The sequence below is a fragment of the Sporosarcina sp. ANT_H38 genome (assembly GCF_008369195.1).
Lineage (GTDB): Bacteria > Bacillota > Bacilli > Bacillales_A > Planococcaceae > Sporosarcina.
In genome coordinates this window covers 2,543,691-2,557,978 of the sequence record NZ_VOBC01000001.1, presented here as the reverse complement: position 1 = coordinate 2,557,978, position 14,288 = coordinate 2,543,691, and the positions used below count along the sequence as shown (strand labels likewise).

11 protein-coding genes and 1 other annotated feature are annotated in these 14,288 nt (G+C 40.6%); of the genes, 9 read left to right on the top strand and 2 right to left on the bottom strand.

Features of this window, described 5'->3' with window-relative positions:
* Positions 1-144: 144 nt before the first annotated feature.
* On the bottom strand, positions 145-1,524 hold the full coding sequence (locus tag FQ087_RS12010; protein WP_149580661.1) for a DUF6612 family protein: 1,380 nt from the start codon (positions 1,522-1,524) through the stop codon (positions 145-147).
* Positions 1,525-1,700: 176 nt separating this feature from the next.
* On the bottom strand, positions 1,701-3,092 hold the full coding sequence (locus tag FQ087_RS12005; protein WP_149580660.1) for a stalk domain-containing protein: 1,392 nt from the start codon (positions 3,090-3,092) through the stop codon (positions 1,701-1,703).
* A 284-nt stretch (positions 3,093-3,376) separates the two neighbouring features.
* Here FQ087_RS12005 and FQ087_RS12000 point away from each other — a divergent pair, with 284 nt between their 5' ends.
* The 9 genes from FQ087_RS12000 to ilvN all read left to right on the top strand — a co-directional run bounded on the left by FQ087_RS12000 (position 3,377) and on the right by ilvN (position 14,175).
* Positions 3,377-4,021 (top strand): NEAT domain-containing protein, encoded by a 645-nt coding sequence (locus FQ087_RS12000; RefSeq protein WP_149580659.1) that lies wholly within the window; start codon positions 3,377-3,379, stop codon positions 4,019-4,021.
* Between the two features lie 22 nt (positions 4,022-4,043).
* Positions 4,044-5,516, top strand: coding sequence for an NEAT domain-containing protein (locus FQ087_RS11995; protein WP_149580658.1), 1,473 nt, complete (start codon positions 4,044-4,046; stop codon positions 5,514-5,516).
* A 92-nt stretch (positions 5,517-5,608) separates the two neighbouring features.
* Positions 5,609-6,571: an NEAT domain-containing protein gene (locus tag FQ087_RS11990; protein WP_149580657.1), complete on the top strand. Its 963-nt coding sequence runs from the start codon at positions 5,609-5,611 to the stop codon at positions 6,569-6,571.
* A 238-nt stretch (positions 6,572-6,809) separates the two neighbouring features.
* Complete coding sequence (isdE, locus tag FQ087_RS11985; protein ID WP_149580868.1) at positions 6,810-7,691, top strand: heme ABC transporter substrate-binding protein IsdE; 882 nt, start codon at positions 6,810-6,812, stop codon at positions 7,689-7,691.
* 14 nt (positions 7,692-7,705) lie between these two features.
* A complete protein-coding gene (locus FQ087_RS11980; protein WP_149580656.1) occupies positions 7,706-8,698 on the top strand; it encodes a FecCD family ABC transporter permease in 993 nt (330 codons plus the stop codon).
* Positions 8,688-9,458: an ABC transporter ATP-binding protein gene (locus FQ087_RS11975; protein ID WP_149580655.1), complete on the top strand. Its 771-nt coding sequence runs from the start codon at positions 8,688-8,690 to the stop codon at positions 9,456-9,458. Before FQ087_RS11980 ends, FQ087_RS11975 begins: the two co-directional genes overlap by 11 nt.
* Before the next feature lie 431 nt (positions 9,459-9,889).
* Positions 9,890-11,557 carry a dihydroxy-acid dehydratase gene (gene ilvD, locus FQ087_RS11970; protein ID WP_149580867.1) on the top strand — a complete coding sequence of 556 codons (1,668 nt, stop codon included), beginning with the start codon at positions 9,890-9,892 and terminating at the stop codon, positions 11,555-11,557.
* A 3-nt stretch (positions 11,558-11,560) separates the two neighbouring features.
* Positions 11,561-11,803 (top strand) — a binding site (T-box leader).
* A 93-nt stretch (positions 11,804-11,896) separates the two neighbouring features.
* The gene (gene ilvB / locus FQ087_RS11965) at positions 11,897-13,663 is read left to right on the top strand and encodes an acetolactate synthase large subunit (protein WP_370456054.1); all 1,767 of its coding nucleotides are present in this window, start codon (positions 11,897-11,899) and stop codon (positions 13,661-13,663) included.
* Positions 13,660-14,175, top strand: coding sequence for an acetolactate synthase small subunit (gene ilvN, locus FQ087_RS11960; protein WP_067212339.1), 516 nt, complete (start codon positions 13,660-13,662; stop codon positions 14,173-14,175). The genes ilvB and ilvN overlap by 4 nt, the downstream gene beginning before the upstream one ends.
* Positions 14,176-14,288 lie beyond the last annotated feature (113 nt).

Below are 14,288 nucleotides of genomic sequence, written 5' to 3'. Positions count from 1 at the left end.
GAGCGTAGGCACACTATCAGCCTAAAGGCGGGAGGTATCCGCTGAAGCGGATTTGATGGGAATCTTTCTTTCTCCTTTATATGCACGTAAAAAAGCGGAACAAGCTCATCCCAGAGCTCGTTCCGCTTTTCTAATTCTACTTACTTATTTCTTCAAAGCCTCTGCTTTTTCAAACTCCAACTCTACTTGTTTAATGTATTCTTCCATGCTGATTGCGTTTTTGATAACGTCAGCTGGAATCTTGATTTCTTTCACTGTGTTATAGTCGCTGAATGTCGCAGTAATTAGTTGTTTGATGGAAATTAAATCTTCGTCAATACCCATTGTCATATGAGTAGTTCCTGATGTCTTAATTGGGAACAATGTTTTTTTGTCGATTGTCGTGACAACGTAGTATTCCTCGATGTTGATAGCAAGGTCAGTCAAGGTACCTTCAAGTTCTTCTTCAATCACTGTTTCTGTTGTTTCTTCAGTTACTACCTCTTTAACTGTATCTACTGTAGTAGCTTCTTCTTCTTTAACCGCTGTATCTTTAGCTGTATCTTTAGTAGAAGTTACAGTAGCCTCTGCCTCTGTAGTGATTTCACCAGAGTCTTCAGTCACGTCTACTGGTAGAATACCTGTAATTAGTGACATTGCATCTTCCATCATTTCTGCGAACTCTTCGTTAGTAAGTGTTTGTGACATAACATAAATATCTTCGTATTCAAAAATGTGAATGCCTTTAGTGAATTTCTTCGTTAATTCCAATTGTGCTAAAGGATCTGCTTGAGCGATAGAAGCTTGTAGAAGACCTTCCGTCATTGCATCGTCAAACTTAATCCATTTGTCGCCAGTTTTTTGGAAAAAACCATCTTTAGTGAAGTAAGTTTCGGAAACTTCCTCCATCTTTTCACCTTCAATAGTCATATTCAACTTAGAAAGCATGTACAATGCGATTGGGTCTTGAATCAGGTTCATTTCGATATCCATGAGCATATCCATTGAACCAAGTTCAGCTGATTGCTCCATTTTTTGATCTAATGTCATTTTTGAAGAATAGCTCTTCAAGTCAGCTGCCACCATTTTTTCTAAAAATTTAGCAGTGTCTACGCGGTTTGTTTTAACATTAACCGTTTTTTTGTCTTCAGAAACTTCAACTTCGAAACCTTCTAATGTTGCTAAAAACTCGCCAGAAACATAGTTTCCTGCATTTTGCAAAGTAAGTGGGAACTCAGTGTCCGCTTTTTTGCCGTTCACTAGAATGGAACTTGCAGCTGCGTTGAAATCTACTGTCAAGTGCGTGTTTGTAACGTTAACTTTACCTGATTTATCTTTAGAAACTTTATAGCCAGCTTCCTTAAATAAATCCTCAACTGGAATTAATACTTGATCGTGTGACATGAATGGTTGCTCGTAACTTGTAACTTCAACGCCATCCACTACGAACTTCATTGCTGTCGATTTTGTGGCTGCTGAGCCGTGTGGCAATGCGAATGATAGTGCAAAAACAAACGCCAATGCCCATGTAGCAATTTTCTTCATAAACTAAAACCCCCATAAAATTTTTGGTGATAAAACTTACATAATTGTAAGCGGATTACATTCTTGATTGTATTCTAGCAGAGTGCCAACTATTCGTAGGAATCGTATTCGTTTGGTTCTATCTAAAAGGTAAAATCGAACAAACCTATTATGAGCTTGCTCCGTTGTTGACTAATTTATTTTTTAACATCTTCAGCTTTTTTAGCCTCTTCGACTTTTTTCGCTTCTAATGCTTTCAAAAAATCTTCCTGGCTGATTGCGTTTTTGATAACATCAGCAGGAACTGTAATTCCTTTTACTGAGTTGAAGTTGTTGAATGTGATAATTACAAAAACAGTTTTTGCTTCTTCAGTAGTTGTTTCATCAGTTTTAGCATCTTCAGTTTTCGTACTTTCAGTTTCTGTTTCATCAGTTTTAGCTTCTTCAGTAGTTTTCTTATCAGTAGCTTTTTCTTCAGTATTTACAATTTTAGTAGCAGTTTCTTCAACTTTAGTATCTTCAGTCGTAGCTTCTTCTTTAGTAGTCTCGATTGTAGTTTCTTCAGTTTTCACTGCTTCTGTATTTACTTCTCCTGAAAGTAGTCCTGTTAGTACGGATTTCAATTCACTAGCTTCAGTAGGTGTAAGTGTTTGTGTCATGATGTAAGCATCTTTGTATTCAAAGATGTGAATACCTTTAGTGAATTTTTGTAGTAATGCTAATGTTGCAAGTGAATCAAGTTGTAGGGGAGTAGCAGCTTTAGTTAGATCTTTAGGCTCTTCAGTCACTGGAGTAGCTTCAGTGACTTCTTTAGCCGCTTCTACAGTAGTGTTGACTTTTTTAGCATCAGTAAGTTTAGTTGCTTCTATAGAAATAACAGGAGCAGTGAGCTTAACCCAAACATCTCCAAATTTCTTGAAATCACCATCTTTTGTTGAATATTCTTCAATTTCTTCTACAGTTACTTTACCTTCTGTGTCCACTGTAGGGAATGTAATGTGTTTGTAAGATGATTTTGGATCTTGGATGTTGTCTAGTTGAACTTTACCAAGTTGAGCATTAGCTGCAGGTGCGATTAATGATTCCAACGTCAAGTTTAAAGAAGAACTTTTCAAGTTTAGAGCAGCTGTTTTCGTTAAGAATGCAGCAGTATCTACACGGTTTGTTTTAACGTTAACCGTTTTTTTGTCTTCAGAAACTTCAACATTAAAACCTTCTAATGTTGCTAGGAAGTCACTAGTTATATAGTTTCCGGCATTTTGTAATGTAAGTGGGAACTCAGTGTCCACTTTCTTACCGTTAACATTAATTGTGTTTGCACTTGCATTGAAATCGACTGTCAAGTAAGTGTTTGTGACGCTTAATTTACCTGAATTGTCTTTCGTAACTTTGTAGCCTGCTGCGTTAAATAAGTTTTCAACAGGGATTAACACTTGGTCGTGTGATATAAATGGCTGTTCATACCCTGCGACCTCGACGCCATCTATTACTAACTTCACAGTGTCCGTTTTGGCGAACGTTGTACCGTGTGGCAATGCGAACGAAAGTACAAATACTAACGCAAGTCCCAATTTTGCTAACATCTTCATATACTAAAACCTCCTAATTAGTTGTTGGTAAAATTTACATCATACCACTAGTGAGTATACCATAAAAGGAAAAATATTCTAGGGTAATTATGGTTATTTATAAAATTTAAAATTGTGTATAAGTTGTAGGTCTGTCAGACAGACAACATGATAATGTGAACGGTATGTGAAAGGTTTGGTTAGTTGTTTGACATCATGAATCTATAGGTTAATATAGAAGAGTAATAGTTGATAATCATTCTCACAAGGATTTCTCCCGCTGTGGAGGGAGGAGGTATTGTCTTTTGAAAAAGAGATTCGTTATTCCGTTTTCGTTCATCCTGCTTCTAAGTATGATGGTTGTTTCTCATGCGCCAGAGGCTATGGCCGCTGATTTATCAAAGGGTACATATGTTGTCGACTACGAGATGTTGCAAGCCGAGAATGATTCCGTATCGATTGCAAATGATTATTTTGAAAAGCCGGCAATTCTTACAATTGATAAGGATGGGCAGTATTTACAATTCACTGTAAATCATGCTAAATGGGTCAAGTTCATTAAATCGACAAATGGTGAATCATTTGCTGATGTGCATACGGTGAGCGATGATCTTGAAAATGATAAACGTGTCATTGCATTTAAAATTGATGGAGCAATTACAGAGCCATTGCTTATGCAGATGCATGTTGTCATTGAAGAGATGAAACCGTCATATGACCACAAGTATTCAGTCCGTTTGAATCTTGATTTAGAATCAATGGAAGTGACAGACGCTCCAGCGGTTGTTGTGAATGCTCCTGTTGCAGAATCAAAATCTGCTGACACGAATGAAACGCAAGGTGAACCAACAAGCAACAAAGCACTTATTTATGTACTCCTCGTAATAATTTCCATCATTGCAATTACTTTTGCGATCAAGATTAATTCATCGAGACAACGAAAAAAATAAAACACAAAAAGGGGATTTACGAATGAAAAAGCAAATCATGATGTTATTTTCAATACTACTTGTTTTATTTACTGTACTACCTGCTAGCCAAATCGAAGCAGCTGAAGTTACTACACCAGTGAAACAAGAATTTGAATTGCCACTAGATGTCTTACAAGTTGAAAATGATGACAAATCAGCGGCAGCGCAATATGTGAAAAGCCCTGCGAAAATCGTTGTTGAAGATGGCAAAACTTTCGCTTATGTAACACTATTAAGCAGTAAATGGTGGCAGTCACTGAAAGTCCAAACAAAACAACCTGGTACATTTACAGATGCAGAAGTAATTAGTGAAGATACAAAAGCAGATACCAGAGTTGTTAAATTCGAAGTTCAAGATCTAAGTAAAGAATTGAATGCTAAAATCCATATCATCGTAACAGGTGTACCAGGCCTAGGCGAGTATGATCACAGCTATGACATCCGTTTGAAATTTGATAGCAGCAAAATCCCTGTAACTCCTGAAGTACCCGTAACACCAGCACCAGAAGTAATTAAAGACGGTGCATACACAATCGATTTCAAAGCATTGCATGAAGAAGAAGACAAAGCGTCTTCAATGACTAGATATATTGAAACACCGGCAAAACTGTCAGTAAAAGGTGGAAAAAACCTTGTTACAATGACACTTACAAACAATGAACAAATTACAGCATTCCAAGTAGAACAAGGTGGGAAATTCGTAGATACAACTGTCGTAAAAACGGATGTAGAAGCAAACAAAAGAGTAGTTGAATTCGAGGTTGCTGATTTATCAACAATCATCAAAGCGAAATTCACAGTATTCGTAGCGGCAGCAAACCACACAGGTAACTATAATGTACGTCTTGCTTTTGATAAGGAAAGCGTTAAAGCAGTTGAAGAGGTTCCAGGAGAAGAAGTGGAAACACCTGAAGAAGTAGTAGCATTTACTGATATTGCTAACACATGGGCAAAACCTTATATCGAGTCACTTGCTTCTAAACAAATCGTTAAAGGAAAAACAGCTACAACATTTGCTCCAAATGATAAAATTACAAGAGGGCAATTTGCAATCATATTGTCACGTGCACTTGAGCTTCCGAAACAAGATTTCCAAGGAACATTCTCTGACGTAACGAAAAAGATGGATTGGATCTCTTTTGAAGCTGCAAGTCGTGCAGGCATCATCATTGTCAACGATGGTAAATTCCGTCCAAATCAACCAATTACACGTCAACAAATGGCTACAATGATTGTCCGAGCAATTGAATACAAAGATGCAAGTGTATTAGAAGGTGTAACGAACAAGGTTGCATTTGCAGATGCAAAAGACATTACTGCATATGCAAAAACATCTGTCGACTTGGCAACTGGCCTTGGTATCATTGGTGGAAAAGTAGTAAATGGTAAAAATGTATTCGAACCTAAAGCAAACGCAACGCGTGCACATGCTTCTAAAATGGTTTATTACATGCTTGAAAAACTTCAAAAGTAAGTATTAAAAACACATAATGCCGGCGTCACTGCAACATACGTGACAGCCGGCGTTATGCTGATTAAGCTGTTTTCGGTAAAGGAGATAATAACTTGAGAAAAAAAACGATTTTTACAATGGCGATATTGTTCGCTTTATTTACAGTATTACCAGCACTCGCACCTCAAGAAGCTGCTGCGGCATCTAAGTTCGCTGATGGTGTGTACACAGTTCCGTTTACAGTGTTAAAAGATACGAGTAATGAGCAATCAACGACAGCTGAATACATGGTGAGTCCAGCGAAAGTAACCATCCAAAATGACAAAGCGTATGCTGTCGTAACGTTGAACAACAGTTCTTGGTGGCAGTATTTTAAAGTGCAAACAGGCGGTGGTTTTGCCGATGTTCAAGTTTTGAGCAATGATACAGCAAATGATAGACGTGTGGTTAAATTTGAAGTGAAAGACATTGAGCAATTGGTTAATGCCAAAATTCATGTCATTGTAACAGGAATACCCGGTTTTACATATGACAACAAATACGATATCCGCTTCAAATTTAACAGTTCTAATATTCCTTTAGCACCTGTTGTTCAACAGCCGGCAACACCTCCAGTGTCTAAACCAACACCTAAACCAGTACAACCAACACCGAAGCCAACTCCTAAACCTTCAGTAACGGAAAAGGTGACTACAACTCCTAAACCAGTTGAAAACAAACTAGCTGTAACAAAAACAGAAACTGTCGAAACTGATGAAAAAGACGAAGTGAAAGAGATAGAATCTAAAGTAGTTACAAGTGAAAAGTCAGATGCAACAGTAGAAGAAAATGCTGCTGAAGCAACTGAGCAGACGAAAGAAGAAACTAAGTCTGAACAAAGCGAAGAAGAAATTGTTGCCGAAGATCAAGCAAAAGAAGAGCCGTCGAAAGTAACAGAAAAAGCAATTGATGCTGAGGTCGAAGCTGATTCGACATCTGAGTCGAATTCTACATTATTTATCGTCATTTTCTCTGTTCTTATTCTTGGTGCGGTAACCGTCTTTGCTGTGAAACAGCGTACACGGACTCAAAAGTAACAGGTACATGATGGTCGGGTCTTGAGAACAAACAGCAAGGCCCTTTTTTGTGGGAATAAAAGAGTGTAGTTTTTACATCTGGAGCGGTGTCTAGACTCCAGCGCCTAGCCCCTCGAGTCGCTTCAGTCCTGAAGTTAAAGGCAAAGAGCGCCTTTAGCTTCAGGCCCTTCAGCGCTTTTCGGGTCTACCAAGGCGCTTACGCTTTTCTTAAATCAGCAACAAGGAGTTGTGATTGAACATGCTAAAAGTGCGTAATCTTCTCTATATGCTTCTAGTCATTGTAGTTTTGGCTGGTTGTTCGTCTCAAAAAGGTACTTCATCCAATGAAGAAAATACTGAACCAACGGGTGAGCGGATTGTTGCTACAACGGTCGCGGTGACGGAAATTATGGATGCCCTAGAAATTGATTTAGTCGGGATACCATCGAGTTACAAAGAGTTGCCGAAACGCTACGCAGATGCAAAAGAAGTCGGGAACCCTATGAGCCCCGATATGGAAATGTTGCTGTCATTGAAACCAACAGAAATACTGTCGGTGACAACGTTAAAATATGATTTGCAAGAGATGTTTGACGAGCGTGGCATAGATATGACCTATGTAAATTTAGAAAGCATCGACGCGATGCACAGCGAAATTTTAAATTTAGGTGAAAAGTACGACCGTCAAGAGCAAGCGAAAGCGATTGTCGATCAATTCGAAGAAAAAGTTGCCGAAATTGATAAGCTATCAGAAGGAAAAGAACAACCGTCCGTGCTCATTTTACTTGGTATTCCAGGGAGTTATCTAGTTGCAACCGAGCATTCCTATATCGGGGACCTTGTGAAGCGAAGCGGCGGTAAAAATGTCGTAACGGGAGAAAAAGTAGAATTTCTTTCTTCTAATACAGAATATTTACAGCAAGCAAAACCAGATATTATTTTAAGAGCAGCGCATGGAATGCCAGAACAGGTCATTCAAATGTTTGATGATGAGTTCAAATCAAATGACGTTTGGAAACATTTCGAAGCCGTTAAAAATAACCGTGTGTATGATTTAGATGAACTTCTATTTGGAACGACAGGAAATCTAGCGGCAGTCGAAGCGTTGGACGAGCTGCAAAAAATGTTGTATCCAAACTAAAGGCAGGGATAATAATGTTTCGGAAAAATAAAAAGGCGCTTAGTTTTATCAGCGTCATTATTCTACTTATAATAGTTAGCATTCACTCAGCACTTACGGGAAGTATTAAAGTCACACCGTTCGAACTGATTCACGGACTAGTGACGGGGACAAATGATCAGGTTGCCGTCATTAAGGACTTGCGGCTTCCGCGAATTCTAATCGCTCTATTTGCAGGGGCAGCTTTATCCGTGGCGGGGGTACTATTGCAAGCAGTTATGCGTAACCCATTGGCAGATCCAGGAATTATTGGCGTTTCTGCGGGTGCTGGGTTTATGTCCATACTTGTTGTCTCGTTCTTCCCGACACTGTACTTTTTCGTGCCCTTTTTTGCTTTCTTGGGCGGGGCTCTTGCGTTTTTCCTCGTCTATTCATTATCGTGGAGATCCGGACTTGATCCGCTGCGCATGATTTTAATCGGAATAGCGGTAAATGCCTTATTCACAGGGCTTAGCCAAGGGCTTGGTTTTAGCGGAAGTGCACTTACACAATCGATGAGTCAAGTGATGACCTCGACGCTCACTATGAAAAAGTGGAGTGATGTCGATGTACTCATTTTATATGGAACGATTGGCCTCGTGTTAGCGTTTGTCGTTTATTCCTGGTGCAATTACTTGGCATTAGATGATAAGACCGCTAAAAATCTAGGGGTTAATGTAAATCTAGCGCGATTAGTGATTTCGTTAGTGGCTGTTCTGCTTGCTTCGGTTGCGACTGCAGTAGCAGGTCTATTTGCGTTTGTAGGCTTGCTTATTCCTCATATAGGACGGTCATTGGTCGGAACGGATCACAAAGTGCTGATTCCATTTTCAGCATTGGCAGGGGCCTTGCTAATCTTAACAGCGGATACGTTAGGTCGAACGATTATTGCGCCAAATGAAATCCCCGCATCTATCATAATGGCTGTCATCGGTGGACCTTTCCTTATATTCTTGCTGAGAAAGAGTGAACGTATTTATGGACATTAAGGATATAACTTTTTCCTACGATAAAAAAGTAAATACATTACATAGTGTCAACAGCACGATTGATAGTGGGAAAGTGACGACGATTATCGGACCAAATGGTTGTGGGAAATCGACATTACTTAGCGTGATGGCCAATAATAATCATCCGCAAAGTGGACGAGTTCTATTAGAGGGCAAATCACTTGCTGATTTTAAACCGAAAGAACTGGCGAAAAAATTAGCCGTTGTACACCAGCAAAATAATGCCCCGCACGATATGACCGTTGAAAAACTAACAAGTTATGGGCGGATTCCATATAAGAGTCTGTTCACTTCAGCAACTGAGGAAGATCAACAGGCAATTGAATGGGCGCTTGCGTGTACCAATCTGACGGATAAGCGAAAAGTACCAATTGACGAATTATCTGGAGGTCAAATGCAGCGCGTCTGGATTGCAATGGCCTTAGCGCAAAAAACGCCCTTTCTACTATTAGATGAACCGACGACTTATCTTGATATTTATTACCAATATGAATTATTGGAACTGATCAAGGGCTTGAATCGCACGCATGGTATGTCAATCGTCATGGTTTTACACGACATTAATCAGGCGATACGTTACAGTGACACGATTATTGCGATGAAAGAAGGAAAAATTGTCGCTAAAGGTACACCAAGTGAGGTCATCACCGTTCAAACCGTAAAAGAGATTTACGGAGTTGACGTAGTTGTGAAAAATGATGAAGAAACAGGGATGTACATCATTCCTATAGGGATTTGAATCGAGTGGATGACTGTTGTCCACATAAGTAGCCACTCCAGTAAACAACTCTGGAGTGGCTTTTTTCGCGTTTAGACTGTCGCTCCTGACCAAGGCACTTACGCTATTGATCTCGTAATTTAAAAGTACCAATCCTGAAAAAAATCGTTGAAAATTGAATTCGTGAAAAATAAAATAATTTTTTTGAAAATGTGCTATATGTGATATATCGCAGTATAACTGACATGTAAGCGGATACATTTAAATGTACTATTCAAAATTGATTAACAATTTTAAAAACACTGTTGACTACAATGGATTTCCAAGATATGATGACATCAATCCAATTCAGTTCGTGATTCAATTCACAAACTACATAACCTAGACAACAAGATTAACAGAGTACCAACATGTAAGTGATTTGATGAGGGGTGAGTACACTGGAAAAACCAATGAGAAGTGACATGATTAAAAAAGGTGTAGACCGTGCACCGCATAGAAGTTTGCTGTACGCTACAGGCGTTAGAATGAAAGATATGCATAAACCTTTCATCGGTGTCTGTAATTCATATATTGATATTATTCCTGGTCATATGCATTTGAATAAATTTGCAGAAGTCGTCAAAGAGGCGATTCGTGAAGCAGGTGGGATTCCATTCGAGTTCAACACGATCGGTGTTGACGATGGAATTGCGATGGGACATATCGGTATGCGGTATTCATTACCAAGTCGTGAACTCATCGCAGACTCTGCAGAAACGGTTATTAACGCTCACTGGTTCGACGGCGTATTCTATATTCCAAACTGCGACAAAATTACGCCAGGCATGTTGATGGCAGCAGTTCGAACGAACGTCCCATCCGTTTTCGTCTCAGGCGGACCGATGGAGGGCGGTGTATCATCGACTGGTAAGCCTTTATCTCTCGTTTCGGTATTCGAGGGTGTTGGAGCTTACAAACAAGGTACGATGACAGCTGAAGAATTGCTCGACATTGAACAGAGTGCTTGCCCGTCATGTGGATCATGTTCAGGCATGTTCACAGCGAACTCCATGAACTCACTTATGGAAATGTTGGGAGTTACAGTTCCGGGTAATGGAACGATACTCGCTACTTCGGATGAACGTCATCGACTCATTAAAGAAGCAGCGGAACACCTTGTTCGTATGGTGAAAGAAGATATTAAGCCGCGTGACATTATAACGAAAGAAACAATCGATGATGCATTTGCACTTGATATGGCAATGGGCGGTTCAACAAATACTGTCCTTCATACACTTGCCATCGCACACGAAGCAGAAATCGAATATGATGTCCGGGATATCAACGAAGTTGCTAAACGGATTCCGTATTTGTCCAAAATCAGTCCATCATCTGACTATACGATGCACGATGTCCATCTTGCAGGCGGCGTCAGCGCAATTATTAAAGAGCTATGTGAAATTGAAGGAGCCGTTCATCCGGATAGGATGACGATTACCGGAAAATCACTCTATGAAAATGTAAAAGACTCACATATTCTCAATGACGAAGTCATTCGACGTCATGATAATGCATACAGTCCAGTAGGTGGCTTGTCCGTCCTATTCGGTAATATTGCTCCAGACGGCGGCGTCATTAAAGTAGGAGCCGTTGACCCATCGATTACTGAGTTCCGAGGAAAAGCCATCGTGTTTGAATCCCAGGAAGATACACAAGAAGGAATCGACAACGGAACAGTAAAAGCGGGCGATGTTGTTGTTATTCGTTACGAAGGTCCGAAAGGCGGACCGGGTATGCCGGAAATGCTCGCACCGACTGCTGCAATTGCAGGACGTGGGCTGGCAACGAAAGTAGCACTCATTACAGACGGACGTTTCTCAGGGGCATCCCGAGGTATATCGATTGGTCACATTTCACCTGAAGCGGCTGAAGGCGGACCTATCGCATTAGTCGAGAATGGTGATATCATCTCAATTGATTTAACAAACCGCACGATTGAACTCGAAGTTTCTGATGAAGAGCTCGAAAAACGTAGAGTACACTTAAAACCATTCGAACCTAAAATTAAAAAAGGCTATTTAGCAAGATATTCAGCGCTTGTCACTTCTGCAAGTACAGGCGGGGTTATGAAAATCTAATAGTGAAAATCAATGATGGGGCAAAAGTAACTAGAACCTGTATTCACAGAGAGCCGGTAATGCTGGAAGCCGGTAATACAACTAGTTGCGACATCACCTCGGAGTGGATTGCTGAAATTATAGTAGGCAGTCCCGGGCGCAGAGAAATCTACGCTCGTTATAAATAGAATAGACGTAGTCTATTCATGAGGCGGCTAGATTGCTGCGAACAAGGGTGGTACCATGAAAAGTTTTTTCATCCCTATGTAAAGAAGAAGTTCTTTGCGTGGGATGAAAAGACTTTTTTCTTGCGATTTAAAGATTAATTATTCCGAAATTAAAGTGAGGAGGAGTTATTAGATGAATGCTGAAGTTCAAACGAGGCAAGCGGCACAGGAAATGGTCCATGAAACTGTACTCGAACCACAACAGTCCGAACAACCGAAAAATGGGTCTGCGTTACTCATTCAAGCTTTGAAGGACCAGGGTGTCGATGTTATTTTTGGTTATCCTGGAGGAGCAGTTTTACCGATTTATGACGCATTGTATCAAAATCCCATTTCCCACGTGCTTGCACGTCACGAACAAGGCGCGATTCATGCGGCTGAAGGATATGCCCGCGTATCAGGAAAGCCTGGTGTCGTTATTGCGACATCCGGACCGGGAGCGACGAACTTAGTGACAGGGATTACGGATGCCATGATGGATTCACTGCCACTCGTCATATTCACTGGTCAAGTTGCAAATGCAGTCATCGGTACGGATGCATTTCAAGAAGCGGATATTATCGGGATTACACAGCCAATTACAAAGCATAACTACCAAGTGAAGGATGTAGCCGATTTCCCGAGAATTATCAAAGAAGCATTCCATATTGCTTCAACAGGTCGCCCAGGACCCGTACTTGTTGACATCCCTAAGAACATTGCAACGGGGCTCTTCGTTCCAACTGAAGACATGGATGCAGAAGTAGATTTACCGGGTTATCAGCCGACAACGACTCCGAACTATTTACAAATACAAAAAGCGGCAGAAGCCATCTCTCAAGCAACAAAACCACTGATCTTGGCAGGTGCAGGTATCCTGCATGCTAAGGCGATGGATGAATTAAAAGAACTCGTAGAAAAACATAAGATTCCTGTAACGAATACACTTCTTGGTCTCGGCAGTATCCGTGGTGATCATGAACTATTCCTAGGTATGGCAGGCATGCACGGAACGGTTACATCCAATATGGCAATTAGTGAATGTGATGTACTTGTCAATATCGGGGCTCGTTTTGACGATAGACTGACAGGCAATCTGGCAACATTCGCACCGAATGCGAAAATTATCCACATCGATATCGATCCTGCTGAAATCGGTAAAAATGTACCAACAGAAATTCCAATCGTGGCAGACGCTAAAGAAGCACTGCAAGCACTTTTGAAACAACAATTTGTTTCACCAGAAACAGAAACTTGGTTGACATACTTAAAAGAATCGGCCGAGAAATTCCCGTTATGGTATGACAATGATGACGAAGGAACAATCCTTCCGCAACAAGCACTTGAAATTATCCACCGTATTACAAAAGGCGATGCAGTCGTCACAACAGATGTTGGACAGCATCAGATGTGGACGGCTCAATATTATTCACTGAATAATCCAGATCATTGGGTGACATCAGGTGGACTTGGCACAATGGGCTTCGGCTTCCCAGCGGCAATAGGGGCGCAAATTGCCAAACCTGATGCTCGTGTCATTGCAATTGTCGGAGATGCAGGTTTCCAAATGACAGCACAGGAGTTATCGCTGTTACAAGAAATGCGCATTCCGGTCAAAATCATCATTCTGAACAATGGCTGTCTCGGTATGGTTCGCCAGTGGCAAGAAACGTTTTATGAAAAGCGTTACTCCCAATCGTTGATGCCTGTTCAACCGAACTTTGTGAAATTAGCAGAGGCGTATGACATTAAAGGCTATCGGATTGACACATTGGAAGAAGCGGAAGCTGTATTCCAAGAAGCACTGTTGTCTGATGAACCCGTTCTCATCGACTGTCGTGTGAAACAACTAGAAAACGTCTATCCGATGGTTGCACCAGGTAGGGGACTACATGAAATGATCGGGGTGAGTAAACTATGAAACGAGTTATTACAGTAACTGTTATCAACCAAAGTGGCGTACTCAACAGGGTGACTGGCTTGCTGATGAAAAGGCAGTTCAATATCGAAAGTATCACAGTCGGACACACAGAAATAGCAGGTCGGTCCAAAATGACGTTCATCGTCAATGTAGAAGACGAACGGAAAATTGAACAGCTCGTCAAACAGCTGCAAAAACAAATTGATGTTCTTAAAGTCAATGACATCACGGATAAAGCCATCGTTATGCGAGAGCTTGCATTAGTAAAAGTCATTTCACCTCCGCATGTTAGAAGTGAAATGAACAGCATCATCGAGCCATTCCGAGCAACGGTTATCGACACTGGAAAAAATGTCGTCACGTACCAAGTAATCGGAAATCCAGAAAAGATTGAGGCATTTATCGATTTGCTCAGACCTTATGGCATTAAAGAATTGACAAGAACAGGTGCTACGGCATTTGTTCGCGAAACACAGAAAGTCCAATTACCTCAGTTATCCATTTTAAAATAAGAAAAGTGTAAGTCGAAGCTGCTTTGTTTATGGTGAGAGGCATCCCCTAGCGCCGAAGCGGATTCAATGAAATTCTTTATTACAACATATCTAGACAGCATTATCAAACTAAA